Consider the following 25,655-nt stretch of genomic DNA (forward strand, 5'->3'; position numbering starts at 1 on the left):
CCTGCGTTACAGACCCTGGAGCACGGGCGTCCTGAGTAGATCAGATCCTCCAAGCCGGCCCACCCGAAAAGACAGACGGCCAGCGCGGCGTGTTCCGTAGGGTCCGGCAGCTCCCACTGATTGCCGTACGAGCGGAACCCGGCCTCCTCGCTCCGCTCGACAAAAAGGGCACCGCGAGCGTCAGGGTGCAACGCCAATACACTGGCGCCTTCGGGCGTATCGAGAACTGCCAGGTGGCTGCCCACCTCCTCTACTCTCCCTCGGCCGGGCACGCTGCCATCGTTGATGTAAGGAGTGCGGATGGGCGTAATGGGGGTCTGGGTGGTCGGAGCGGTAGCGGACGATCGGATTGAGGAAGCGCGTCGCCGATTCCCCGACGCTGCAGGCGTCCACGGCACGTGGCCGATGTCGTCCGCCGACATGAGCCAGTGGTGCGAGCCTCTTGCGCCCGAGGAATTGCTCGACGGGACATCCGAGCAGGCGGCGCGCATTGACGAAATCGTGCGCTTCGCCGACGCGGTCCACAGAGTCCGGAATGACGAGACCGAGGTGGACGAGTTTCAGGACTACCTGCTTCACGCGGTCCCACAGCAGGAGAGCAAGGGCATGTTCTGCTCTGCCGTACCCAGGGGCGACGGCGGGGCGGCGCTCATGTGGGGGCTTGGCCGCGACACGGCACTCCGAATCCCAGGTTGCTGCGGGGAGTTCCTGTTCGATGCCGCCCAAGTAAGTGCCGCGCTCCCCGCGGCCGAGCAAGCGCTCCTCCTTCCCCCGCCGCGTCGGGCCCGTGTGACCGCCCGCATACGGATGTGGCTGGACGAGATGGCGGACGACCCGAACTGCGACATCGACGAGTTGATCGACGGCCCCCTTCGGGTGCTGCGTTACGCGGCGCGCACGGGAGTGGGCGCAGTCGGGCTAACTCTTTGGTACTAACAGGAACTCATGGAGGCCGTGGTCCCTGCTGACAAGATCACGCTCTATAGATGGAGTACTAGCCTCGATCTTTCGTGACGGTCCGTCGGTTTGCCCGGCGGACCGCTTCGGCTGTTCGGGCTGGCGGCGGGCAGGCTGATCACCCGGCTGTCGCGTCGGGCGGGCGCCGGGTTCCACTGCTCCGGGCATGGGCGGCTTGTCGGGATGGGACGTCGCTGCTGGTCAGCCGGGGTTCGGCAGCGTCTGCAGGCGGTCGAAGGCGGCGGTGATGACGTGGGTCCAGGGCCAGTGGCGGGCGATGCGGAGCCAACGGCGGCGTGCGGTCGTGACGAGTTGGGCAGCGGCGGAGAACAGTCGCAGGCGCTTGGGCTCCCGACACCGGACCTCGCTCGTGAGCGCGAGCATCGGCATCCAGGCGAGCAGGTCGAGTGCGAGCTGGACGATCTCCAGCCAGATCCGGTTCTGGGCGGCGTCGTTCCTTGCGGACGATCAGCCGCATGCCAATCGGCCAGCCCTTCAGGACGCCGTCGGCGAGCTCGGCGATCCAGGCGCCGTCGCGCACGTCGCCGTCGGGTTCGACGGCTGGCGTCCAGGCCGAGGCCGGGACCTGCAGGGCGGCCTGGTCGACGGCGTCTGTGATGACCATCCCGACCGAGTAGGACAGCCACCGGCCGCGCCGGGTGAGCCAGTTGAGGAACTCGTGGGTGCCGCCGGTGGAGTCGGTGCGGATCAAGGGCCGCCGCCCGCGCCGGTGCTGCTTCGGGAGCTGGGCCGGCGCCTGCCGGGCGACGGCGATGCGGTCGCTCACGGTGTTGCTGCCCGCGCTCCCGGGCCGCAGCAGGCCCGCGACAGGCTCGCCGGTGCCTTCGCGGTCGTGGTCGATGAATGTGATCAGCGGATGGTGGCCGAAGGTCTTCTTTCAGGTCGCGGCGGTGTCCTGCTTCTCGGAGTGCGCCTGGACCAGCATGCTGTCGATGTCCACGATCACCTCGCCGCCCGCGGCGAGGGTGTCGACCCGCCGGGAAACCGTCAGGTCGGATGCGACCAGTCCGAACACGGCAGGCTCGGCCTGCGGCATCGCCACATCCGACAGGCAGTCGCCGCCGACAACGCGGCGTCAGGCCGATCCGGCGAGCAGCCTCCACCAGCAGCACACCGCCGGCCTGCGAGACCGCCCCCGCACCGTCGCCCCGGACGCGGACACGCGGATACAACCCACTGCAGGGCAGAGGCGCTCTCTCTGTTTCTTTGATCAAGACCCGGACAGTCCCGCGCGTGAAAACCCGAGACCGGTTCCCGCCTGGGAATCAACGACCGTTCAGTGGCGTGGGACAGGTCTGGACGTCCAGAACCATCGTGTCCGAGTTGCCGCTGCGCCCGACTCGGGTGAAGCCGAAGGCGGTGTAGAGGTGCACGGCGGGGTTGCCGTCCTCGACGCTCAGGCTGAGTCGAGCGACCGGGGTCGGTCCCTCAGCGGCGACCTGGATCAGCGCCTCCAGCAGGGCCCGGCCGTGCCCCCGGCCGCGGTGTTCGGGCAACACGCCGAGGGTGAGCTCGGGAATGTCCGGAGCGACGTAGCCGTATCCGGGCTCACTCTCGGGGAGTTGCCGCGCCCAGGCCGCACCGATCGGTTCGCCCGTGTCGGTCTCTGCGATGACCCCGAAGTCGTCCCTGCGGGGCCAGCCGACGAGGTAGCGCGCGGCCTGCGGCTCAGCGGCGAGCTGCTGGGCGGTGAACCGCTGCTCACCGTTCCAGTCGTATGCCTCCAGCAGGATGCGCCAGAGGAAGTCGGCGTCGCCGGCGACGGCGGGGCGGACGGACATCGACAGCCTTCGGGTCGGGGGCGGTGCGGGCCGACCGACGATAGGTCCCCATCTGCAGATCGGCAAGGAGTTTTGCCGCGCGACGCCTGCAGCACCGTTCGGGGCCACCGAAGAAGACCCGGAACCTCCCGGAGCCTGCTCGACCGACGATCACCCGCCACTTGTCTTCACCCCAGGAATGCCCAATCGCACCAGGCCAAAAGCGCTTCGGGACATGCCGGCCATGCTCAGGCGCGCGGGCTCATGAAAGCGCGAGGCCAGCCGACTGCGGGCCTGCCCTGCTGGGCGGGCAGGGCTGCTAGGGGTTCCTACGGGACTCGTCCGGGGCCTTTCGTGGCAGGCGGGAGCGGCTTTCCGCAGGTCACCTGGGCCCTCAGTTCGGCCCCGGTGGTCCCGGTCGGCAGGCACACGTCGGAGGCGTAGTCCTCATCGCAGAACACCAGGTCAAGAAAGGACCCCATGAGTCTTGACCTCTTCGTGGTCCGGTTCGAGAACGGTGAGCCGGCGCCGCTGGACATGAGTGCCGCGCACGAGGTCCTCGGCCCCTATGTGGTGGCGCGGGACCCCGGGATGGACTTCCTGCTGGTACGTACGGCGGAGGAAGAGGAAGCAGGGGGTGTACTTCAGCGGCCCGGCCGGCATCACCTTCAACCGTTGCGAAGGGGGCGGGATCATGGACCTCCTGGCCCTCCTGCTGCATCGGCTGGATGCCGTGCTCGTCGTCCCGGGTGGGCCGACCGTGATCCAGCGGGACGAGGACCGCAGGCTGCTGCCCGACTCCCTCAGGGGCGCGTGGCCTGTCGTCGTGGGCCGTACCGGTGTGGAGATCTGCCGGGCGATCCGGGGGCCTGAACGAACGGGTGAGGGGCTTACTCCATCGTCGGCGGCTCGCCGACGCGGGTTCGGACGTCGATGACCGCGAAGGGGGCGCCCTGGGGGTCGAGGAGGGCGGCGAAGCGGCCGAAAGGGCTGTCCTGCGGGCCGAAGACCTTGCGGCCGCCGGCGCGTTCGGCTGCCGCGACCGCCAGGTCGCAGTTGTCGACGGCGAAGTAGACCTGGATGTAGGACGGGATCTCCGGGGGGAAGTCCTCCGGGGGCATCCGCATCCGGCCCAGGACCGGATCGGCGCCGAGGTCGAAGACCTTGTAGTCCATTCCCTCGCCGACCATCTTCTTGGTGCGGTAGCCGAAGACCTCCGTGAAGAAGGCGTCGGTCTTCTCCGGTTCCCGGGTGAAGATCTCGGCCCACACGAACGAGCCGGACTCCCCTTCGAGTTCGAAGCCCTCGTGGATGCCGGCCTGCCAGAGGCCGAACACCACCCCGGCCGGGTCCCGGGCGATGCACATCGAGCCGAAGTCGCCGACCTTCATCGGCTCCGTCAGGAGCGTGCCGCCCGCCGCCCTGATCTTCTCCGCCGTGGCGGCGACGTCGTCCGAGGCGAGGTAGAGGCACCAGGCCGACTGCGGCGGGGTGTCGCCGCCGGGCATGGGCGGGACGACGGCCGCGACCGCCTTCCCGTTCCTGTACGCCTGGGTGTAGTTGCCGAACTCCGTCGACGCCTCGCCGAAGGTCCAGCCCAGCACGTCGTCGTAGAACGTCTTGGCGCCCTCGGAGTCGGTGAACATCGCGTCGGTCCAGACCGGGGTGCCCTCGGGTCGTGCGGCCATGACGTGACTCTCGCTTCCGATCGATGAGGTTTTACGTGGCTCGTGGCCCACGCTAGCCACGAGCCGCCCGTCCCGCGCGGCGGAGCGCGTACCGGTGGAACGGCGCCTCCGGTACGGCGAGCTCGGGCCGCCACGCCCTGAGGACCTGGGCGGAGGGCAGGAAGAGGGCTGTCGGCAGCTCCTCGGGGGAGGTCCACTCCCAGCGCTCGATCTTCTCCGGTTCGGCCACCGCCGGGGTCCCGGAGAACGCCCGCACCACCGTCGCCGCCGTCATCCGGGTCAGCTCGGAGGAGGTCACGGTGTCCAGGAGCAGTCCGACGACCTCGACGGACCCCGGGTCCGTGACGAGCGTCGTCTCCTCGGCCAGCTCACGCGCCGCCGCCTCCTCGATCGACTCGCCCGGCTCCACCCCGCCGCCCGGCAGCTCCCACACCCCCGACCGGTCGAGGCCGAGCAGCACCCGGCCCCGTCCGTCGAGGACCACGATCCCGGCGCCCAGCGCGGCACTCGGTACGGGCGGGCGGGTGTTGCGCGAGGCGGCGGCGGGATCGGGGGCGTACCTGTCGGTGGTCATGTGCCCTGTCTACCAGCCGCCGCCGACACCGGGGTCAGGCCGTGGCCGCCGGGGGGACCACGGCCACCGGGCAGGTCGCGTGGTGCAGGACCGCGTGGGCCACCGAGCCCACCAGGAGCTCCGCGATCCGGTGCCGGTGGTGCCGGCCCACGACCAGCAGCGCCGCCTCCTCGGAGGCGTCCACCAGCAGGCCCGCCGCGTCCCCCGGCTCCACCGTCCGTACCAGCTCCACCGACGGCCACCGCTCGGCGAAGGGCCGCAGCCGCGTCTCCTGCTCCCGCCGGGCCTCGGCGAGCAGATCCTCGGCGTCGTCCGCGAGCGGCAGCGGCGGAGGCACCTGCAGGGCGGGGGAGGGCGCCGCGGCCAGCGCCGCGGGGTTCGGCGGCAGCCGCAGCACGGTCATCGCCTCCAGGGGTACGCCGCGCTGCCCGGCCGTCTCGAAGGCGAAGTCCACCGCCTCGTCGGGGGTCTCCTCCGGGTGCAGGCCGAGCAGGACCCGCCCGGCCTTCGGGCCGCTGTCCAGGGACGCGGTCCGTGCCTCGTGGGGGACCACCACCAGCGGGCAGGGCGAGCGGGCGGCCAGCGACCGGCCGGTGGAACCGAGCAGCAGACTGGCGAAACCGCCGCGCCCGCGCGAACCCGTCACCAGCAGCCGCGCGCCCCGCGCCACGGCCGGCAACGCTTCGGTGACGGCCCCGTCCAGCGACTCGTACCGCACCGGCACGGCGGGGCCCCGGTCCTCCACCACGGTCCGCACCGCGTTCAGGACGGTGTCCGGCAGCTCCGGGTCGCCGCCCAGCGAGGCGATCCGGGCGGCGCCCAGCTGGAGGGCCTCGGAGCGGACGTGCGCCACGACGACCGGCGCGTCCATCACCTCCGCCGTGCCCAGCGCCCAGGACAGGGCGCGCAGGCTGTGCTCGGAGCCGTCGACGGCGGCGACGACGGGCCGGTCGGCCGTCTTGTGCGTGAGCTCGTGCGTGGGGTCGTTCATGAGGGAATGCCTCCCTCGTCCGGCGCCGCGCCACGCCGATGGGGCCGGGGTTTTGGCCCCTACGGGCTCTTACGGGAGGGTCAGGCGTCCTGCTCGCGGGCGGCCTGCTCGGCCGCGCGCTGGGCGTCGCGCTCCTTGAGGCGCGCGTTCTCCTTGCGGACCTCGGCCTGGATGGCGCGCTCCTTGACCAGCCACTCCGGGGCCTCGGCCTTCAGGGCCTCGATCTGCTCGGTGGTCAGCGCCTCGGTGATCCCGCCGCGGGCGAGACCGGAGATGGAGACGCCGAGCTTGGCCGCGACCACGGGGCGCGGGTGCGGGCCCTTCTGCCGCAGCTCCTTCAGCCAGGCCGGCGGGTTCGCCTGGAGTTCGTTCAGCTCGGAGCGGGAGACCACGCCCTCCCGGAACTCGGCGGGGGTGGCCTCGAGGTACACACCCAGCTTCTTGGCCGCGGTGGCCGGCTTCATCGTCTGGGTGTTCTGGTACGACGTCATGGGGTCCAGGGTATCGAGGACCCGGGCCTCCTCCGACCACGGCCGCCCTCCCACCTGCGCCGACGGGCCGACGGGCGGCCCGCCCGCGGGTAGTCTTGCGGAGTGACAGACTCCCCGCCGCCCCCCGCCCCGGACGCCCCGTCCTTCCGGCTCGCCTACGTGCCCGGCGTGACGCCCTCGAAGTGGGTGCGGATCTGGGGGCAGCGGCTGCCCGACGTCCCCCTCACCCTCGTCCAGGTCACGCCCGGCGAGTCCTTCGGCGCGCTCCGGGACGGGGCCGCGGACGCCGCGCTGCTGCGGCTGCCGGTCGACGGCGAGGACCTGAGCGCGATCCCGCTGTACGAGGAGACGACCGTGGTGGTCGTGCCCAAGGACCACCTCTTCGCCGCCGCCGAGGAGCTGACCCCGGAGGACCTGGCCGAGGAGCTGGTGCTGCACCCGCTCGACGACACCCTCGACTGGGAGGCGCCGCCCGGCCGGCCCGCCTTCCAGCGGCCGGAGACCACCGCCGACGCGATCGAGCTGGTCGCCGCCGGGGTCGGCGTGCTCGTCGTCCCGCAGTCGCTGGCCCGCCTGCACCACCGCAAGGACCTCACCTACCGCACGATCACCGGCGTCCCCCAGTCCCGGGTGGCGCTCTCCTGGCCGAAGGCGGAGGAGGCCCCCGACCTGGTGGAGGAGTTCATCGGGATCGTCCGGGGCCGGACCGTCAACAGCACCCGGGGCCGGCGGGCGGAGGCCCAGAAGGGCCGGAAGACCGCCGGGACGTCCGCGGCACCCGTGAAGAAGACCGCAGGAGCCGCGAAGAAGGCGACGAAGGCCACCGGCGCGAAGCCCGCACGGTCCGCGAAGCCCGCCCGGGGCAAGGGCGGCACCGCCGGGCGCGGCGGGAAGCCCCGCCGCCGCTCCTGAGGGACCCCCTCGGCATACTCCTCCTGTCGATCAAGAGCCCACCCCAGTGGGCTGCGAGAACAGGAGAAGTCTTTGGCCGCCAGTTTCAGGACCGTGATCGAGGTGGCGCCCGCCCACCTCGACGAGGCCCGGTCGATGGACCGGGTCTTCCAGGAGGCGATCGCCCCCGCCACCGTCAACTTCGACTTCGAGGCCATCCGCGAGGCGGCCGCCGCCGTCCCGGACAGCACCGTCGTCCGGATGGTGCGCGGCTGGGGGCTCAAGGAGCACGCGCCGCTGCTCGTCATGGTGCTCTCGCTGAAGGAGGCCGTCCGGCAGGCGCTGCCGGCCGCGTGCGCGGAGGCGGGTTTCTGGGAGACCGTGGAGCGGGAGCTGGTCGCCGCCTTCACCGGCCTCGGTGAGCAGCTCGGACAGCCCGGTCTGTCCTTCTACGAGGAGTCCGGGCAGCGCACCCGCTACTACCGGGACCTCTTCTTCGCCCTCCAGGACGAGGGTGCGGGCGACGCCCTCCACGCGCTCGCGTTCTGCGTGGACGTCACCGTCGACCTGCCGAAGGAACAGGTCCTCGGGCTCGCTCTGACGGACACGGCGCCGTTCGCCGTCGGGCTGAACGCGATCGTGCTGCGCCGCCCGCTGCCCGTCACGGCCTGATCCCGGCCCCACCCCGCCGGCCCGCCGTCCCGGGCCGGACCCTCAGCGCGGCCACGGCCCGTAGCCGTCGACCGACCCGCCGTTCCCGTTCCCGTTCCCGTTCCCGTTTCCGCCGGTGGTGCCTTTGCGCCGGGCGATGAACGGCACCACGAACCAGCAGAGCGCCAGCCACAGCGCCATCACGACGACCAGCCACACCGCGAGACTGTCGCCGAGCACCATCCGCATGATCAGCAGGAACGTCGACACCATCGTCAGGTAGAGCAGCACCACGCCCACCAGCGTCAGGCGCCCCGCCCAGGAGACCGCCTCCGGTTTCAGCCGGCGCCCGGCCACCAGGCGGTGCACGGCCACCGGTGCGACGAGCGCCCCCGTGGTGGCCGCTCCCAGACAGACCGTGACCACGTAGATGATCCGGTCCGTGGTGCCCAGCTCCGCGAAGCGCGGCTGGAAGACGACGGCGACCAGGAAGCCGAAGAGGATCTGGGTGCCGGTCTGGGCGACCCGCAGCTCCTGGAGGAGCTCGCCCCAGCGCCGGTCCGCCCGCTGCGCAGGGCTCTCCCCCCGTCCGTCGTCGTGCCGGACGTTCTCCACGGTGGTCATACGGGGCGGGTGCCCCCGCGCCCGCCCCGTATGCCCCGACCCGGACGCGTCTTCTCCGCCCGACCCCGTCCGCCTTCCGCAATCGGGCTCGCGTCAGCCCCTCGGCCCGCGCAGTCGGCCCCGGCGGGCCGCCGCGACCAGTTCGGGGACCGTCGCGAGCTTGACCCGCGGCCGGCCGGCCGCCGCGCCCCGGGCCCGTTCGGTCCGGTCGATGGCGGCGAGGCCGCGGGCGTCCACCAGTCGGCCGCTGCGGCGGCGGGCGAGCCGCTCGAAGGCCCTCGCGGAGCCGGTGGGCTTCGGCAGGCGTCCCTCGACGGCGTCGGCGAGCAGGCTGCCGACGGTCTCGGCGGCGCAGCCCCGGTTGGCGCCGATGCCGCCGGACGGGCCGCGCTTGATCCAGCCGACCACGTAGGTGCCGGGCATGCCGTCGACGCGGCCCGCGGTGTGCGGGACGGTGCCGGTGGCCTCGTCGAAGGGCAGGCCGGAGAGGGGGACGCCCCGGTAGCCGACGGCCCGGACGAGCAGGCCCGCCGGGATCTCGACGGGGCCGCCGGCGCCGCTGACGCGGACCGCGCGGACGGCATCCGGGCCGACGGCCTCCTCGGGTGCCGAGTGGAGGCGGAGCACGATCCGGCGCCGGCCGGCGGCGGGTCCGCGCGTCCAGTCCACCGTCTCGCGCGCCACGTCCTTCAGGAGGGCGGCCTTGTCGCCGGGGGCGGCGGCGTCGATCGCCTCCGCGATCCGCGGGTCGTGGGTGTCGACGACGAGGTCGACGCCGGGCAGGTGGCCGAGGGCGAGGAGTTCGGAGGCGGTGTACGCGGCGTCCTCGGGGCCTCGTCGGCCGAGCAGCACCACTTCGCGGACCCGGGCGCCGCGCAGGGCGGTGAGGGCGTGGTCGGCGATGTCGGTGCCGGCCAGGGCGGCAGGGTCGGAGACGAGGATCCGGGCCGTGTCGAGGGCGACGTTGCCGTTGCCGACCACGACGACCCGCTCGGCCGCGCCCAGGGCGACCGTCTCGGGCGCCGTCTCCGGATGGGCGTTGTACCAGGAGACGAGGGAGGTCGCGGAGAGGCTGCCGGGCAGCTCCTCGCCGGGGATGCCGAGGCGCCGGTCGGACGGGGCGCCGACCGCGTAGATCACGGCGTCGTGGTGGGCGGCCAGCTCCTCGGGGGTGACGTCCTTGCCGATCTCCACGCCGAGCCGGACGGTCGCCCGGGGGTGGGTGTGGAAGCGGGCGAGGCTGTCGCCGGCGCCCTTGGTGCCCGGATGGTCGGGGGCCACGCCGTAGCGGACGAGCCCGCCGGCCACGGGGAGCCGGTCGATGAGGGTGACCTCGGCGTTGGTGTGCAGCAGCAGGTCCTCGGCGGCGTACATGCCGGCGGGGCCGGTGCCGACGACGGCGACCCGGATGGGGGCGAAGTCGGAGGGCAGCGAGCGGGTGAAGGAGGGCTCGCCCCAGGGGTGGAAGGTGGGGGAGGCGAGGACGGGGACGGGTGCGCGGCCCTCGTAGTGGGCGGCGTTGACCGCCTCGTACCGCTTCAGGGACCCGGTGAGCCGGTCGACCGGGAAGATCGCGTCGACCGGGCAGGCGTCGGCGCAGGCCCCGCAGTCGATGCAGCTCTTCGGGTCGATGTAGAGCATCTCGGTGGTGCCGAAGTCCGGCTCGTCGGGCGTCGGGTGGATGCAGTTGACCGGGCAGACGGCGACGCAGGTGGCGTCGGAGCAGCAGGTCTGGGTGATGGCGTAGGTCATGGCGGCGACTCGGCTCGGCTCGTGCGGGGTCAGAGGAGGTGGGCGCGCTGGTAGAAGAAGACGGCGGGGCGGGTCAGCATGCCGACGTCGCCGAGGAACTCCATGAGTCCTGAGCAGCTGGCGCGCAGCCGGGCCTTGTAGTGCTCGTTGGCGGCGGCCTCGCGGCGGGCGCGCTCGGGGTCGAGGCCGGCCCGGACGTACACGTCGGGGTTCACCAGGCTGGTGATGATGTAGTACGCGGCGATGGCGACGATCAGCGCCTGGAAGTGGCGGCGGGCCCGGCTCGCGCGGGCGAGGTGGCGGCGGGTCTCGTCCCGGGCGAACTTCATGTGCCGGGACTCCTCGACGACGTGGATGTTGTTGATGGTGCGGACGAAGGGGACCACCCGCTCGTCGCGCATCCAGTCGCGCTGCATGACGTCGAGGACCTCCTCGGCGACGAGGATGCCGGCGTAGGCGGCCTCGCCGAAGCCGACGGTCTTCATGACCCTGCCGAGCTCCATGACGGCCCGCCTGGGCCGGTAGGCGGGGGCGCCGAGCTTCTGGGAGCCGCGGGCGAACATGATCGAGTGGCGGCACTCGTCGGCGATCTCGGTGAGCGCCCACTGGAAGCGGGGGTCGGTGTGGTCCGTGAGGTAGACGTCCCGGAGGACCATCTGCTGGAGGATCATCTCGAACCAGATGCCGGTGGAGGCGACGGAGGCGGACTCCTGGCGGGTCAGCTCCTTCCGCTGCTCCTCGGTCATCTCGTTCCAGTAGGCGGTGCCGTAGAGGCTGTTCCACTCGGGGCTCTGGCCGTGGAAGTCCTTGTCGAGCGGGGTGTCCCAGTCGACCTCGACGGCGGGGTCGTAGCTCAGCTTGGCGGCCGACCGGAGAAGCCGCTCGGCGACGTCGTCCTGGTCGTGGTCGTCCGGGCGCACGGTGCTGCTGGCCATCGTTGCGGCTCCTCGGGTCACGCGGTCGGCTCGTGGTCGTCCCCGCTTGTTAGACGGTGCGTCTAGCAAGCTTGTTAGACGGAACGTATAGCAAGGGTGTCGTGTGGGCTACCCCTCGGTACGGACTTTTTCGGCGGGGCCGCGTCCGGGCACGCGAAAGGGGCCGGAGCGTGGTCCGCTCCGGCCCCTTCGGGGTGCTGTCCGACCGTCAGAAGGTCAGGTTCCAGGCGTCGATCTTCCCGGTGTCCGCCCTGGCGTTGTCGTTGACGCGGAGCTTCCAGGTCCCGTTGGCGACCTCGGAGGAGGCGTCGACGGTGTACGTCTGGAGGATGTCGTCGGCGCTGCCGCCGGACCGGTTGTGCAGGGTGTAGACCGAGCCGTCGGGGGCGATCAGGTCGACCTTCAGGTCACCGATGTAGGTGTGCTTGATGTCCACGCCCACCTTGAGGGCGGCCGGGGCGTTGCCGGTGACACCGCTGACGGTGATCGCGCTCTCGACCGTGGTGTTGTCGGAGATCGCCACGTCGGTCAGGTTCTCGAAGTACTTCCCGGGCGGCGGCGGGGTCGAGTCGCCGACGGCCTTCAGCGCGTCCACGCGGCCCTCGCCGAAGAAGCTGTTCTTCGCCGTGGTGCCGGTGCACCGGGCGTCGGACGGGCAGGCCAGGTCGGTGGCCTGCTCGCCGAGCTTGGCCCGGATGTCCGCCGGGGTGTACGCCGGGTTGGCGCTGGCCATCAGCGCGGCGACGCCCGCCACGTGCGGGGAGGCCATCGAAGTGCCGCTCAGCGAGGAGTACTTGCCGCCGGGGACGGTGCTGTAGACGGACTCGCCGGGCGCCGAGACCTCGATGACGTCACGGCCGTAGTTGGAGAACGACGCCTTCGACGTGCCGCTGGTGCCGTTGGCCGCGACCGTGACCACACCCGGCAGCTCGGCCGGGATGTCGAGGCAGTCGTTGGTGATCGTCCGGTTCACCGGCGTCGAGTCGTTGGGGCTCGACGAGTCGGTGGTCTTGTTGGCCAGGTCGTAGTTGGCGTTGCCGGCCGCCGCGACCTGGAGGGAGCCCTTGCTCTCGGCGTACGCCTGGGCGCGGCCCACGCCCTCCAGGATGGCCGCCTGGTCGAGGTTGTTCGGGCAGTTGAACTGCCACGGGTCCGTGTAATAGCTGTTGTTGGTGACCTTGAAGCCGTGGTCACCGGACCACACGAGGCCGCAGATGGTGTTCTCGGCGAAGAACAGGGTGCTGCCGGGCTCGGCGATGCGCACCGAGGAGATCTTCACGCCCGGGGCGACGCCGATGGCGCCCTTGCCGTTCTTGGCGGCGGCGACCGTGCCGGCCACGTGGGTGCCGTGCTTGTCGACGTCGCGCCAGGCGCCGACGCGGGTGTCCGGCTTGCCGTAGGCGCAGGAGACCGAGTCGGCGGCGTTGAAGTTCGGCGCCAGGTCCTGGTGCTGGTCGTCCACGCCGGTGTCCAGGATGCCGACCGTGACCGTGGCGGAGCCCTGGTTGACGGCCCAGGCCTGGTCGGCCTTGATCTGGGTCATGTCCGAGCGGACCGGCTCCGTCGTCGGGGCCGCCGACTGCGCCGGGTTGGCCGGGAGCGCCGGGTTGTACGCGTCGGCCGGGACGTCCGAGGTGCGCGTCGCGCCGACCTTCTGGACGCCGGGGACGCCGCGCATGGTGGAGGCGAAGGAGGCGGAGGTCGAGTGGGCGACGATCACGCCGATGGCGTCGAAGGAGGAGAAGACCGAACCGCCGTTGGCGGCCACCGCGTTGCGGACCGCCGTGGTGTCACCGGGGGTGGTGATCACCAGGTAGGCGCGGGTGCCGGCGGCCCAGGCGGTGGACGCCGCCGGAGCGGCGGCGCGGGCCTCGGACAGGGCGCGGGCCGCGAGCGGCTCGTTGTCCAGCGGAGCGGCCTGGGCGAAGGAGACCGGGCCCGCGAGCGCCAGGCTCGTGCCGAGAAGGGTCGCCGCGATTCTCATCCGGCCGGATATGTGGGAAAACAATGCGTCCTCCGATGGCCCGGTGGCGCGGGTGGCGCCGGCCGGGCCCTGTGATGTGTGGGGTGGACGCAAGATCCCAGACGGGCGGGGCGGAGGGAAGCGTTCTGTCCGAGAAGCCCGTTCATGTAACAGAATCTTGACTTGAGCATGGCGAAAAGGGGGCGATCTTCCTGTGACCGCCCCCTCTTCGCCCGCTGTCGTCCGCAGGTGCACTCCTACTTCAGGTAGGGGCCCGCCGTGCCGATCTTCCCGGGACCGTTCAGGACGTACACCCGCAGATTGCCCTTGCCGGGCGCGCCGACCGAGAGGGTGCCGCCGGTGACGGTCCTCACGTCACCGGTGACGGCGTCGGTGTAGGTGCCGTCGGGGATGCCGGAGTAGGTGGCGCCGCCGGAGACCGTGACGAGCGCGAAGCTGTCCGTGGAGCCGCTGGTGTAGCGGCGCTTGAACGCCATTCCGCCCGAGACGCCCTCGGTGGAGTACTGGCCCGTCTGGAGCGCGGGGATCGCCCGCCGGATCTCGTTGAGTCGCTGGACGTGCCTGACCAGGGGCTGCTGGAGGGTGGTCGCGACCTGGCCGCTCGCCTCGGAGACCCGGGAGAAGCCGGAGGCGGTGACGGTGCCGGCGAGGTGGTCGCCGTAGTAGGCGCGGCCGGTGGTCGCCAGCGGGCAGGAGGGCCCGCAGTCGATCTTCTGCCCCTTCCGGAACTCGATCTCGGAGCCGTAGTAGAGCGTCGGGATGCCTCGGAAGGTCCACATCAGGGACATGTTCTCGGCCCAGGCGTCGGTGCCGCCGGCGTACCGCTCGCTCGACTTGTTCGGCCCGTAGTCGTGGCTGTCGACGTAGACGACGTTGTAGGTGGCGTCGTTGTAACTGTCGTCCGAGTCCTTGCCGTTGGAGAAGGCGTTGTACGCGTCGCCGAAGTTCATGTGCATCCGCATGTCGATGACGTGCATGCCGGAGAAGCGGCTGTGGTCGGGCGCGTGGTAGCTGTTGCCGTCCAGGAAGGCGTTGGTGGAGGTGGGCTGGTTGCCGGTGCCCTGCTGCTGCTCGTAGTCGTACATCTCCAGGGCCGCCCTGGCGTCGTCGGCGTCGTACTCCTTGCGCTCCTTCCAGGTGTAGAACTGCGCGGAGTGGTTGACCGAGCCGCGGTTCCACTTGTCGTTGACGAAGGCCGCGACCTCGCCGAAGACGAAGAAGTTCTTCGCGGCCTCGGCGCCGTGCCGCTGGGCGACCCGGTCGTATATGGCGGGCAGGAAGCGGCGGTTCCAGGTGGTGCGCGGGATGTGCACGGCGGTGTCGACGCGGAAGCCGTCGACGCCCATGTCGATGTACTTGTCGTAGGCGCCGATCAGGTAGTTCTGGACGGTCGCGTTCTCGGTGTTCAGGTCCGCCAGGTCCTCGTGCAGCCAGCAGGAGCGGGAGTCCTCGCCCTCCCAGTTGCCGATCCAGCACCGGTGGTACAGCGACTTCGGGAACATGCCCGAAGTGGGGCTCGGCCACTGGCAGTTGTAGAGGGTGTAGCCCTCCGGACTCTTCCCGCCGGTCGGCTTGCCCCAGTCGACGCAGGTGTTGCCGGTGGGCTCGGCCGTCGACCACAGGTCGCCGTTGTAGTACGACTTGCCGGACTTGGGGTCGACGGTCAGGCCGTCGTACTCGAAGCCGGGCTGCCTCTCGTCGTAGTACCAGCTCCACTGGGAGTCCCGGACGCCGTACACGGTCGGCGTGAACAGGCCCTTGGCGCCCCACCGGGAGGAGTGGTTGTAGACGACGTCCTGGTAGATCTTCATGCCCTTGGCGTGGGCGGCGTCGATCAGGTCCTGGTAGGAGGCGCCGGCCGACTCCAGGCGCGGGTCCACCTTGTAGAAGTCGTAGCCGTGGTAGCCGTGGTAGTCGTAGTCCGAGCGGTTGAGCACGACCGGGGTGACCCAGACGGCGGAGAAGCCGAGGCCCTTGATGTAGTCGAGCTTCTGGATCAGGCCCTTGAAGTCGCCCCGGAACATGGGGTCGTCGTCGGCCGCGTTGCCCGACTTCACGTGCTGGCTGCCGCCCCGGTTGTTCGACGGGTCGCCGTCGTGGAAACGGGCGGTGAGGACGAAGTAGATCGGGTCCTTGCGCGGGTCGGTGCCGAGCGGCTTGCCGTTCGCGGGGGCGGGCGGCCTGTCGCCGGTGGTGGCGGTGGCGGGCGCGGAGGCGGCCGAGACGTTCCCGGCGGCGTCCACCGCCTTCACCGTGTAGGTGTACGTGGTGCGTTCGGCGAGGCCGGTGTCCGAGAAGACCGTCGAGCCGACGTCCGTGACCACCGTGCCGCCGGTGCCGCCGACCCTGGTGACCTGGTACTTCGTCACGCCCCTGTCATCGGTGGCGGGGTCCCAGGAAAGCAGGACGGAGACGCCGTCGGCGGTCGCGGTGACCCGGGCCGGGGCGGTCGGCGCCTGGGTGTCGGGCGGGGTGGCGGCGCAGGGGTCGGTCGCGTTCGCGGTCACCACCCGGTCCCGGACGGTGGAGGTGCCGGTGCCGATCGTGTAGTCGGAGCCACCGTTGTTGTCCCACACGCCGTTGCCGTTGTTGAAGGCGGCCTTGAGGGAGGCCGCGGCGCCGAGGTCGAGCTCCCGCTTCCACCAGCCGGCGCAGACCGCCGTCATGCCGAGGCCGGGCGCGGTTGTCCACGCGCCGCCGGCCGGCTGGTAGTGGACGTTCACCGTCGACCAGCCGAGCGAGGCCGAGGAGTAGTACACGGTCGCCTTGTTCGAGGCGGGCGGCGGGGCGTCGGCGCACGGGTCGGAGTGGGCGACCACCCCGTCCTTCACGGTGATGTTCCCGGTGCCGAGGGCGTAGTTCCGGCCGCCGTTGTTGTCCCAGGTGCCCGTGCCGTTGTTGAAGGTGGCCTGGAGGCCCGTGGCCGAGCCGAGGCTGACGGTCTTCTTCACCCAGTCCGTGCAGGCGGGTTCCATCGCCACGCCGGGGACGGTGGTCCACGCGCCGCCGTCGGGCGCGTAATGCAGGTGGTGGGCCGACCAGTTCTTCGTCTTCGTCCAGTAGTGGACCGTCGCCGTGTTCTCGGCGACGGCCGCCGCCGGGACGGCGGTGACGGCGGTGACGGGGGAGGCGGCGGTGCCGGGCGGCGCGGCCACCAGGCCGGCGAGCCCGGCGGCGGCGCCGAGCAGCGCGAGGGCGCGCCCGCGCGGCCGTATACGGGTGGGGGTCATCCGAATGCTCCAGACGGGGGATGCGCGAACGGGGCGCCGGTGGAGGAACGGGGATCGGCACCCTTGGAAGCGCATGCGGAAAGTTGCGGAAAGTTCTTGCGTCGCGGGGAAGTTACCCCCGTGGGACGCGCGTGTGAAGAGTCCGCGTCGGAGCGTTTCGAATCGCCGGGTGCGCTTCTTCCGGCGGCCGCCACCCGGGAAGCGGTACGGGTACGAAGCCGGCCGGCCTCGTACCCGTACTCGTGCTGATCCCCGTACCGCTCAGTGCGTCCCGTCCGCCTCCAGCGTGAACAGCGCCCCGTCCGGGTCCCGCACCACCACCCGGCGCCCGCCCTCCGTCCCCGGCTCCCGCGCCCCGCCCCACTCGCCGCCCGGCACCACCGAACCGCCGTGCTCCGTCACCGCCGCCGCCGAGGCCGCCAGATCCGGCACCCGGAACCGCACCAGCCAGCGCGGCCGCAGCTGCGGCCGGGGCGACGCGGTCTCCACCGGGCCGCTGTCGAGCCGCGCCACCGGCACCCCGTCCCGGCGCAGCACCACCCGGTCCTCCTCGTACGAGGTCTCGCAGCAGCCCGGCACGTCCTCCGCCCAGCGCAGCACCCCGCCGTAGAACACGGCCGCGTCGAAGGCGTCCCGGGTGTGCAGCTCCACCCAGGCGGGGGCACCCTGCTCGCCCACCTGCCAGCGGGACATCAGCCGCCCCTCCCACACCCCGAACGCGGCCCCGTCCCGGTCCGTCGCCAGCGCCGCCCGCCCCTGCGGCGGGTACGACACCGGCCCCACGCCCACCGTGCCGCCCCGCTCGCGGATCCTGGACACCGCCTCGTCCGCGTCCTCCACCGCGAAGAACACCGTCCACGCCACCGGCAGCGCCAGCTCCGCCGCCAGCTCGGCGATCCCCGCCACCGGCACCCCGTCCCGCTCACCCACCGCGTATGCCGAACCCGCCTCCAGCTCGCCCGGCCGGAACGTCCAGCCCAGCACCGCGCCGTAGAACCGCTCCGCCGCGGCCAGATCCCGCGTCGCCAGACTCAGCCAGCACGGCGCGCCCAGCGCCTGTGCCGTCGTCGGCCCCGTCACCGGACCACCTCCTTGCCGGCGCGCCCGCCGACCGGGCACGCTCCCCGCGCGCCTTCCCGCGCCCGCACCCCGGCACACCCCCCTTCACCCGGCCGGCCCCCAGGACGTCAGGCGGCCCGGGCGGCGGTCAGCGCCTCCGTGAGGTGGTGGTGCAGCAGGCCGAGAGGGGGCCGGTCCGGCGGGAGGAGCGGCGCCGCCAGCTTCCAGTACCGGACCATCACCTCGGTGTCCTCCCGGGCGAGCAGCTCCACGAGCCGGCCGCGGAAGGCGGGGGAGTCAGGCTCCCCAAGGGCCAGCGCGTACGCCCCGGCGAAGCAGTCCAGGACGCCCCGGCCCCCGGGCGGCCGCCCCGCCCGCACCTCCGCGCCCGCCAGGTCGTACGCCTCGGCCAGCCCCTCGTACAGGACTGCGGGCCGGTATCGCTCGCCCCGCAGCGGCGGGCTCGGTACCCGCCCCGGCCGGGGGTCGCGGACCAGCGCGTGGAGCCGGGCGAAGGCCCGCACCTGCCCCGGCGACGGCTCGTTCGGTACCCCCGGCACCACCGCGTCGAGCACTCGCGCCACCAGCGGCCCCGGCAGCCGGACCGGCAGCGCCCGGCGCCAGAAGCGGACCACCGCGTCCGGGTCCGGCGGCAGTGCCGACGCGCCCAACAGGGGCAGCAGCTCGGCCCGTTCCGCGCCCCCGCACTCGGACAGGAGTCGCAGCGACGCCTCCCGCCAGGCCAACGCCGCCCGCTCGCGCGCGACACCCCGCAGCTCCGCCGCGAGCACCGCCTCAAGCGGGTCGTCCCCGTCGAGCGCCCGCGCCACCTCCGGCACCCCGAGGCCCAGGGCGCGCAGCGAACGGATCTCCCGCAGCCGGACCAGCGCCCCGGGCCCGTACCGCCGGTGCCCGCCGCCGCTGCGCCCGGCCTCCGGCAGCAGCCCCCGGTCCGAGTAGTACCGCACGGTCTTCACGGTCACCTCGGCCCGCCCGGCCAGCTCCCCGATGCTCCACGTCCCGTCCGCCCCCGTCACGCGCACCTCCCGCCACCGACCCTAACCCCCGCCGCGCATGGTGGAACCTCCCCCAGGGGGAGTTCCTAACCTGCCGGGGACCGTTGGCGGGACACGAGCACGAGGAGGCGGGAATGACTGCGTTCGTCCTGGTCGGAGGGGCTTTCACCGGAGCGTGGCTGTGGGACGGGGTGGCCGCGCGGCTGCGGGCGGCCGGGGCCGGGGCGCACCCGGTGACGCCGGACACCGACCCCGGCGCCGGACTCGGCACCCACGTGGAGGCGCTGCTCCGGCTCCTCGACCGGATCGAGGACCCCGAGGTGGTGCTCGTCGGGCACGACTACGGCATCCACCCGGTGCTCGCCGCCGCCGACCGGTGGCCGGACCGGGTCGCCCGGGTCGTGTACGTGGCCACGGGGCTGCCCGGCGACGGCGACCCCGCGCTGCTTCTCGGCCGCGACGAGGAGGTACGCGCCCGGCTCGCGCACGACACCGCGCCGGTCCCACCGCCCCGGGGCGCGGAATGGGCCCGCTGGGGCAGCCCCGACGGCCTCGGCGCGGACGCGCTCGCCCGCCTGGACCAGCGCGCGACGCCCCAGCCCGCCCGCACCCTCACCGAACCGCTGCGGCTCGGCGGCGCGGTCCACCGGCTGCCCGCCACCGGCGTGCTGTGCACGGCCGACGGGCCCGGCATCGACACGGTCGAGCTGCTCGTCCGCTCGGGCCCCGCCCACTTCCGCGAGCGGATCGGGCCGGACTTCGGCCTCTTCGAACTCCCCACCGGACACTGGCCGATGCTCTCGGACCCGGACGGACTCGCCGACATCCTGCTGCGGGCCGCCGCCGGCGAGGGGCACCGGATCGAGCCGTCCGAGGACGAACCGCCCTACGAGACGGCCCCGTTCCTCCTCGACCCGCCCGAGGCACCCCGCGAGCGCCACGGCCGCGTCGACCTCCACCTGCCGGACTCCGAGGCCCCCCGGCCCGCCGTCGTCCTCGTCCACGGCGGACCCGTCCAGGCCGGCCGCCGCCCCACCCCGCGCGACACCCCCTTCTACCGCGGCTACGCGCGCCTCGCCGCGAGCCGGGGCGCCGTCGGCGTCACCCTCGACCACCGGCTGCACGCCCTCACGGACTACCCGCGCGCCGCCGGCGACCTCACCGAGGCCCTGGACCTGGTCCGCGCCCATCCCCGGGTCGACCCCAACCGGATCGCGCTCTGGTTCTTCTCCGGCGGGGGGCTCCTCGCCACGGACTGGCTCGCGGTGCCCCCGCCGTGGCTGCGCTGCCTGGCCCTCACCTACCCGGTGCTCGGCACGCCGCCCGGCTGGGAGACGGTCGGCTCCCGCTTCCGGCCCGCCGACGCCCTGGCCGGCACCGGCCGGCTGCCCCTGGTCCTCACCCGCGCGGGCCGCGAACACCCCGGCTTCGCCGCGACGGTACGGGACTTCCTGGCCGCCGCCGGACGGCACGGGACGGACCTCGAACTCGTCGACGTACCGGACGGGCGGCACGGCTTCGAGACCCTCGACCCCACGGACGCCTCCCGCGCCGCCGTGGTCCGGGCGATGGACACCGTCCTCCGCCACCTGACCGCCTGACCGGCCGGGCCCCTCAGGTCCCGGGGGCCCACCCCCGGCGGGGGACGGAGTCCAACAGAAGGCGGGTGTAGGGGTGTTCCGGGGCGCCGAGGACCCGGTCCACCGGGCCCTGCTCCACCACCGCGCCCGACTTGAGGACCAGGACGTCGTCCGCGACGTGCCGGACCACCGCCAGGTCGTGGGTGACGAAGAGGTAGCCGATGCCGGCCTCGCGGCGGATCTCCCGGAGCAGGTCCAGGATCTGCGCCTGGATCGACACGTCGAGCGCGGCGACCGCCTCGTCGAGGACGAGCACCTGGGGTTCGACGGCCAGCGCGCGGGCGATGGCGACGCGCTGGCGCTGGCCGCCGGAGAGCCCGCGCGGCCTCGCGGCGGCCTCGCGGGAGCCGAGCCCCACCCGGTCGAGGAGGTCGGCGACCCGGGCCTCGCGGGCGGCCGCGTCCAGGGAGGTGTGCAGGCGCAGCACCTCGTCCAGGCAGCCGCTGACCGTGATCCGCGGATCCAGCGACAGGTACGGGTCCTGGAAGACCATCTGGATCTCCCGGGCCCGAGCCAGGCGCTCGGCCCGGCCCCGGGCGCGGGCCGAGCGGTCCCGGCCGTCGAGCCGGACCGTGCCGCCGTCGGCGCGCTCCAGGCCCACCAGCATCCGGACCGTGGTCGTCTTGCCGCTTCCGGACTCGCCGACGATCGCCAGCGAACCGCCTGCCGGGAGGGCGAACGACACGCCGTCGACCGCCAGGTGGTCCCCGTACCGCTTCCGCAGTCCCTCGACGACGAGGCCCCTCTCCACGACGAGGTCCCTCTCCACGGCGGGACCCTTCTCCATGGCGGTCACAGCAGGATCCCTTCGTCGGCGCGGAGGCACGCGGCGAAGCCCTCGCCGTGCCGTGCCAGTTCGGGCGTCTCCTCCGTGCAGCGGTCCACCGCGTGCGCGCAGCGCGCGGCGAAGGCGCAGCCGGGCGGAGCCTCGGCGAGTGACACCGGCCGGCCCGGGATCGGCAGCGGCGCGGGCGAGCCGGCCTCGATCCGCGGGGTGCAGGCGAGCAGCCCGGCGGTGTACGGGTGGCGGGGCCGGTCGAAGAGCTCGTCGGTGGACCGGGTCTCCACGATCCGGCCCGCGTACATCACGTACACCCGGTCGCAGATCGCCGAGGCCAGCTCCAGGTCGTGGGTGACGAAGAGCATGCCGGTGCCGCGTTCGGCCCGCAGCCGGGCCAGGATCGCGATGACCTCGGCCTGGGTGGTGACGTCGAGTGCGGTGGTCGGCTCGTCGGCGACGAGGAGCGCCGGTTCGGCGGCGAGCGCGGCGGCGATGACGACCCGCTGGAGCATGCCGCCGGAGAACTGGTGCGGGTGGCGGCGCAGCGCGCCGCGCGGGTCGCGGATGCCGACCGCGTCGAGGAGTTCCTCGGCCCGGGCGGTGGCCCGGGCGGCGGGGGTTCCGGCGGCCCGCAGCCCCTCGGTGAGGAAGTCGCCGACGCGGCGCAGGGGGTTGACGGAGGCGCGCGGGTCCTGGAAGACCATGGCGACCTCGCGGGCTCGCAGCGCGGCCAGCCGCGTCCGGTCCATGGTGAGGACGTCGTCGCCGTTCACCAGGACCCGGCCGCCGGTGCGGGCGCCGCGCGGCAGCAGGCCGAGGACGCTGCGGCAGGCGACGGACTTGCCGGAGCCGGACTCGCCGACGAGGCCGACGGTCTCCCCGGCGCGCACGGTCAGGCTGACGCCGTCGAGGATCGGCCGGGCGGCCCGGCCGTCGGGGAGCCGCAGCTCCAGCCGGTCGATCTCCAGGACCGGAGGTGGTGCCGTGGGGGTCATGGAGTTCGTCTCTCCCCCTGTCATGGAGTTGGTTCCCCGCACCGTCATGAGCCCGTTCCTCCCGCCGTCATGGCGCTCACTTCTCCCGCCGTCATGGAGCCCGTTCCTCCCGCTGTCATGGCGTTCACCTCTCCCGCCGTGCGATGCGGTCGGCGAGGCCCTCGCCGACGATGCCGAAGGCGACCACCGCGAGCACGATGCACGCGGACGGCGCGAGGGCCGGCAGCATCGCGCCCTGGAGGACGGCCCCCTGGCCCTCGTTGATCATGGCGCCCCAGTCGGCGGTCGGCGGCTGGACGCCGAAGCCGAGGAAGGAGAGCGCCGCCAGGTCCATCAGCGCGTAGCCGAAGTTCATCGCGGACTGCGCGAAGACCGTCGGGGCGATGTTGGGCAGCAGGTGGCGGACGCAGACCGTCCAGCCGGACCAGCCCTGCACCACGTACGCCTCGATGTACGGCCGCGCCTTCTCCTGCCGGGCGATGCCGCGCACCAGGCGGCCCACGTACGGGGTGTACGCGACGGCCATGGCGATCACCGGGGCCGTCATACCGGGCCCGGTGACCGCGACCAGCAGGATCGCCAGCATCAGCCCGGGGACGGAGAAGACCAGGTCCATCGCGCGGGACAGGAGCGCGTCGGCCCAGCCGCCGCGCCAGGCCGCCACCACGCCCACCAGGGTGCCGAGCACGGTGGAGACGGCGACGACGAGCAGCGGGCCGAGGAGGCCGGTGCGGGCGCCGTGGAGCAGCCGGGACAGGATGTCGCGCCCGGACTGGTCGGTGCCGAGGAGGTGGTCGCCGGAGGTGCCGACCAGGCTCGCGCCCAGGTCGAGCGCCTCGGGGTCGTACGGGGCGATCAGCGGCGCGAACACGGCGACGAGGACGAGCGCGACGAGGAGCGCGGCCGAGACCGTGAAGAGCGGACCCTGCCCGAGGAGGCGCAGCCTCCGCAGGCCCGGCCTGCGGTACGGCACCGTGGTGAGGGTGGTGGTCATGAGGAGCCTTCCCCGGGGGAGAGACGGGGGTCGATGAGCGGGGCGAGGAGGTCGACCGCGAGGTTGACGAGGACGAAGGCCGCCACGCTGAGCAGGGTGACCGCCTGGACGACCGCGAAGTCCTGGGAGGTGACCGACTGCACGAGCAGCGAGCCGAGGCCGGGGACGTCGAAGGCGGTCTCCACGATCGCGGTGCTGATGAGCAGGCCGGCGAGCATGGTGCCGCCGACGGTGACGACCGGGCCGAGCGCGTTGCGCAGCACGTGCCGGCGGACCACGGCCCGGCCGGCGACGCCCCGGGCGCGGGCCACCTCGACGTGCTCGCGGCCCAGTTCGTCGAGCATCGCGGATCGGGTGACCCGGGCGAGCAGGCCCGCGAAGGTGAGGGCGAGCGCGAGCGCCGGCAGGGTCAGCTGGTGGAGCCGGGCCCCGAGGCCCTCGGCGACCCCGCCGCCCGGCCCCGGGAACCAGCCGAGCTGCACCGAGAAGAGCGAGACGAGCGCGATCGCGGTGACGAAGGACGGGGTGGCGGTGGCCACGCCCGTGCCGATGAGCACGGTCCGGTCGAGGAGGCCGGGGCGGAGCGCGGCGAGGACGCCGGCGCCGACGCCGAGGACGGCGACGAGCAGCGCCGCGTACCCGACGAGCAGGGCGGTGCCGGGGAGCCGGGAGCCGAGGAGCGCGGTGACGTCCTGGTGGTACTGGGCGGAGCGCCCCAGGTCGCCGCCGAGGACGCCCCCGAGCCACTTGCCGTACTGGACCACGAGCGGGTCGTCGAGGTGGTGCTCGGCCCGCAGGGCCGCCACCGTCTCGGGGGTCGCGGGGCGGCCGTGCAGCAGGAAGGTGACCGGGTCGCCGGGGGCGAGGTGGATGGTGCCGAAGACGACGACCGAGGTCACGAACAGCACCGCCACCAGGCCAAGGAGCCGGCCGGCGAGGAAGCGGGTCATGACGCGGCGGCCCCGATCGTCGCGGCCCACGGGTAGTAGAGCTGGGCGATGCCGGTCGGCGCGCCGGTGATCCGCTTGCCGAGGAAGACCGAGTAGGGCGCCTCGTAGACCGGGATGACGGGCAGCTCGCGCAGTGCGATCTCCTGGACCTTCGCGGTGAGTTCGGTGCGCTTGGCGGGGTCGTACTCGGTGTTGGCGCGGTCGAAGGCGAGGTCGTACTCGGCGTCGGACCAGTTGCCGTAGTTGCCGAAGTCCCCGGTGCGCAGGTACTGGTAGAACTCCAGCGGGTCCGGCGTGTTGTCGTAGCCGTTGGTGATGACCAGGTCGAGGCCCTCGCGGGCGGCCGGGTCGACGAAGATGCCGCTGTACGCGTCCGGGGAGACCGGCCGCAGCGTGACGTCCAGGCCGATCTGGCGGCCCGCCGCCTGCACCGCGTTGGCGAGGACGCTGATCTCGGGGGCCATCGAGCTGGTCGCGATGGTGATCTTCCTGCCGGTGGCGCGGGCCTCCTCGACCAGCTTCTTCGCGCCGGCGACGTCGTACACCGGCTCGGGCAGGGTGTCGTAGAGCGAGGCGGTCTTCTCGGGGGCGAGCGCCCAGGCGCCGCGCGCGGCGGGGGCCTTGGCCGGTACGCCGACGCCTCCGGCGGCCGCCTTCACGATGTTCTTCCGGTCGAGGGCCATCGACAGCGCCCTGCGGACCCGGACGTCGCCGAGCGTGCCCTTGAAGTCGAGGACGGCGAGGTTGGCGGCGGCGGTGTTGGGGCCGAAGAGGAGCGAGCCCTTTCCGCTGCCGCGCAGCTGGGAGAAGGAGGCGGAGGGCACCAGGTAGCCGCCGTCGGCGGTCCCGGAGAGGAAGGCGTTGGCGCGGGCGGCGGCGTCCTCGACGAAGGTGAACTTCACGGACTCCGACTTCGGGGTGAGCTTCTCGTCCCAGTAGCCGGCGTGCTTCTTCAGGGTGATGCTGTCGCCCTGCGCCCACTTCTCCAGGGCGTAGGGGCCGGTGCAGTTCAGCTTGCCCTTGGGGGTGCCGTAGTCCTTGCCCTCCTGCTTGAGGGAGGCGGCGGCGACGACGGTGCCGGGGGAGGCGGCGAGGAGCTCGTGGAAGAGGGCGTCGGCCCTGCCGAGCCGGATCGTCACCTCCAGCGGGCCGGTCTTCTCGATCGACTCGACGGTCTTGAAGGCGGAGCCCCACGGGGAGCCGGTGGCCGGGTCCATCTGCCGCTTCAGGGAGGCGACGGCGTCGTCGGCGGTCATGACGGTGCCGTCGTGGAACTTCACGCCGGGACGCAGGGTGTAGACGAGGGTGCGGGGATCGGGCCGGTCCCACTTCACCGCGAGGCCGGGCTCGATCCTCAGGTCCGGGGTGACCCGCAGCAGCTGTTCGCAGACGTTGGCGAGCACGGTGTTCGGCGGGTAGTCGTACGCGAGGGCGTAGTCGAGCGTGTACGGCTCGGCGTACAGCGACCAGGTGAAGGAGGAGAGCGGGCCCTTGGCGGCGGGCGAGGTCGGCGAGACCGTGAAACCGGCCCCGCCGGTGGTGCCGGGCTGCGGCTGGGGGGCGCCGGAGCAGGCGGTGAGGGAGGCCGCGAGGGCGGCGGTACAGGCGAATGCGGCAATTCTGGGCGTGCGCATGCAGACCCACCCCTTTACGGGTGTAGTGACGGGCGCT

The 25,655-nt window shown here is 72.9% G+C and carries 21 protein-coding genes and 2 pseudogenes; 5 read left to right on the plus strand and 18 right to left on the minus strand.

Translation table 11 applies throughout. The features are described from left to right. Window positions 1-161 precede the first annotated feature (161 nt). Window positions 162-281 (plus strand): annotated as a pseudogene (locus QK442_RS15160) (transposase); the annotation flags it as partial. Between the two features lie 19 nt (window positions 282-300). Further along, the gene (locus QK442_RS15165) at window positions 301-936 is read left to right on the plus strand and encodes a hypothetical protein (protein ID WP_282694456.1); all 636 of its coding nucleotides are present in this window, start codon (window positions 301-303) and stop codon (window positions 934-936) included. A gap of 222 nt (window positions 937-1,158) precedes the next feature. Here the strand turns inward: QK442_RS15165 and QK442_RS15170 are convergent. The 6 genes and pseudogenes from QK442_RS15170 to QK442_RS15195 all read right to left on the minus strand — a co-directional run bounded on the left by QK442_RS15170 (window position 1,159) and on the right by QK442_RS15195 (window position 6,482). Then, window positions 1,159-2,165 (minus strand): annotated as a pseudogene (locus QK442_RS15170) (transposase). Between the two features lie 78 nt (window positions 2,166-2,243). After that, a complete protein-coding gene (locus QK442_RS15175) occupies window positions 2,244-2,759 on the minus strand; it encodes a GNAT family N-acetyltransferase (protein ID WP_282694457.1) in 516 nt (171 codons plus the stop codon). An 869-nt stretch (window positions 2,760-3,628) separates the two neighbouring features. Continuing rightward, window positions 3,629-4,426 (minus strand): VOC family protein, encoded by a 798-nt coding sequence (locus tag QK442_RS15180; protein ID WP_282694458.1) that lies wholly within the window; start codon window positions 4,424-4,426, stop codon window positions 3,629-3,631. Between the two features lie 52 nt (window positions 4,427-4,478). After that, window positions 4,479-5,000 (minus strand): NUDIX domain-containing protein, encoded by a 522-nt coding sequence (locus QK442_RS15185; protein ID WP_282694459.1) that lies wholly within the window; start codon window positions 4,998-5,000, stop codon window positions 4,479-4,481. A 34-nt stretch (window positions 5,001-5,034) separates the two neighbouring features. Continuing rightward, entirely contained in the window at window positions 5,035-5,991 is a 957-nt protein-coding gene (locus QK442_RS15190; RefSeq protein ID WP_282694460.1) for a universal stress protein, read from the minus strand. Between the two features lie 80 nt (window positions 5,992-6,071). Next, entirely contained in the window at window positions 6,072-6,482 is a 411-nt protein-coding gene (locus QK442_RS15195; protein ID WP_282694461.1) for a DUF5997 family protein, read from the minus strand. A 102-nt stretch (window positions 6,483-6,584) separates the two neighbouring features. On the opposite strand from QK442_RS15195, the gene QK442_RS15200 reads away from it, so the two are divergent. Then, window positions 6,585-7,394 (plus strand): LysR family transcriptional regulator substrate-binding protein, encoded by an 810-nt coding sequence (locus tag QK442_RS15200; RefSeq protein WP_282694462.1) that lies wholly within the window; start codon window positions 6,585-6,587, stop codon window positions 7,392-7,394. 72 nt (window positions 7,395-7,466) lie between these two features. Continuing rightward, window positions 7,467-8,045 carry a Type-2Aa cytolytic delta-endotoxin gene (locus QK442_RS15205; RefSeq protein WP_282694463.1) on the plus strand — a complete coding sequence of 193 codons (579 nt, stop codon included), beginning with the start codon at window positions 7,467-7,469 and terminating at the stop codon, window positions 8,043-8,045. Between the two features lie 42 nt (window positions 8,046-8,087). On the opposite strand, the gene QK442_RS15210 is transcribed toward QK442_RS15205, so the two are convergent. From QK442_RS15210 to QK442_RS15240, 7 genes are all read right to left on the minus strand, one after another. Further along, window positions 8,088-8,648, minus strand: a complete 561-nt coding sequence (locus QK442_RS15210; RefSeq protein ID WP_282694464.1) for a DUF6328 family protein — start codon at window positions 8,646-8,648, stop codon at window positions 8,088-8,090. A 93-nt stretch (window positions 8,649-8,741) separates the two neighbouring features. Next, entirely contained in the window at window positions 8,742-10,400 is a 1,659-nt protein-coding gene (locus QK442_RS15215; RefSeq protein ID WP_282694465.1) for an FAD-dependent oxidoreductase, read from the minus strand. Window positions 10,401-10,429: 29 nt separating this feature from the next. Next, the gene (locus QK442_RS15220) at window positions 10,430-11,335 is read right to left on the minus strand and encodes a diiron oxygenase (protein ID WP_282694466.1); all 906 of its coding nucleotides are present in this window, start codon (window positions 11,333-11,335) and stop codon (window positions 10,430-10,432) included. A gap of 208 nt (window positions 11,336-11,543) precedes the next feature. Further along, complete coding sequence (locus QK442_RS15225) at window positions 11,544-13,319, minus strand: S8 family serine peptidase (RefSeq protein ID WP_282694467.1); 1,776 nt, start codon at window positions 13,317-13,319, stop codon at window positions 11,544-11,546. 236 nt (window positions 13,320-13,555) lie between these two features. After that, window positions 13,556-16,549 carry a carbohydrate binding domain-containing protein gene (locus QK442_RS15230; RefSeq protein WP_282694468.1) on the minus strand — a complete coding sequence of 998 codons (2,994 nt, stop codon included), beginning with the start codon at window positions 16,547-16,549 and terminating at the stop codon, window positions 13,556-13,558. Between the two features lie 261 nt (window positions 16,550-16,810). After that, window positions 16,811-17,629, minus strand: coding sequence for a VOC family protein (locus tag QK442_RS15235; RefSeq protein ID WP_282694469.1), 819 nt, complete (start codon window positions 17,627-17,629; stop codon window positions 16,811-16,813). Between the two features lie 107 nt (window positions 17,630-17,736). Next, window positions 17,737-18,645, minus strand: a complete 909-nt coding sequence (locus QK442_RS15240; protein ID WP_282694470.1) for a MerR family transcriptional regulator — start codon at window positions 18,643-18,645, stop codon at window positions 17,737-17,739. Window positions 18,646-18,758: 113 nt separating this feature from the next. Here QK442_RS15240 and QK442_RS15245 point away from each other — a divergent pair, with 113 nt between their 5' ends. Continuing rightward, window positions 18,759-20,225, plus strand: a complete 1,467-nt coding sequence (locus tag QK442_RS15245; protein WP_282694471.1) for an alpha/beta fold hydrolase — start codon at window positions 18,759-18,761, stop codon at window positions 20,223-20,225. A gap of 13 nt (window positions 20,226-20,238) precedes the next feature. Here QK442_RS15245 and QK442_RS15250 read toward each other — a convergent pair whose 3' ends face one another. The 5 genes from QK442_RS15250 to QK442_RS15270 form a co-directional block, all read right to left on the minus strand. Beyond that, complete coding sequence (locus tag QK442_RS15250; protein WP_282694620.1) at window positions 20,239-21,051, minus strand: ATP-binding cassette domain-containing protein; 813 nt, start codon at window positions 21,049-21,051, stop codon at window positions 20,239-20,241. A gap of 5 nt (window positions 21,052-21,056) precedes the next feature. Next, window positions 21,057-22,064 carry an ABC transporter ATP-binding protein gene (locus QK442_RS15255; RefSeq protein WP_282694621.1) on the minus strand — a complete coding sequence of 336 codons (1,008 nt, stop codon included), beginning with the start codon at window positions 22,062-22,064 and terminating at the stop codon, window positions 21,057-21,059. A gap of 100 nt (window positions 22,065-22,164) precedes the next feature. Beyond that, window positions 22,165-23,034, minus strand: coding sequence for an ABC transporter permease (locus tag QK442_RS15260; protein WP_282694472.1), 870 nt, complete (start codon window positions 23,032-23,034; stop codon window positions 22,165-22,167). After that, a complete protein-coding gene (locus QK442_RS15265) occupies window positions 23,031-23,984 on the minus strand; it encodes an ABC transporter permease (protein WP_282694473.1) in 954 nt (317 codons plus the stop codon). The genes QK442_RS15260 and QK442_RS15265 overlap by 4 nt, the downstream gene beginning before the upstream one ends. Continuing rightward, window positions 23,981-25,618, minus strand: coding sequence for an ABC transporter substrate-binding protein (locus QK442_RS15270; RefSeq protein ID WP_282694474.1), 1,638 nt, complete (start codon window positions 25,616-25,618; stop codon window positions 23,981-23,983). Before QK442_RS15270 ends, QK442_RS15265 begins: the two co-directional genes overlap by 4 nt. Between the last annotated feature and the right edge of the window lie 37 nt (window positions 25,619-25,655).

The organism is Streptomyces sp. CC208A (genome assembly GCF_030010625.1).
Classification (GTDB): Bacteria; Actinomycetota; Actinomycetes; order Streptomycetales; family Streptomycetaceae; genus Streptomyces.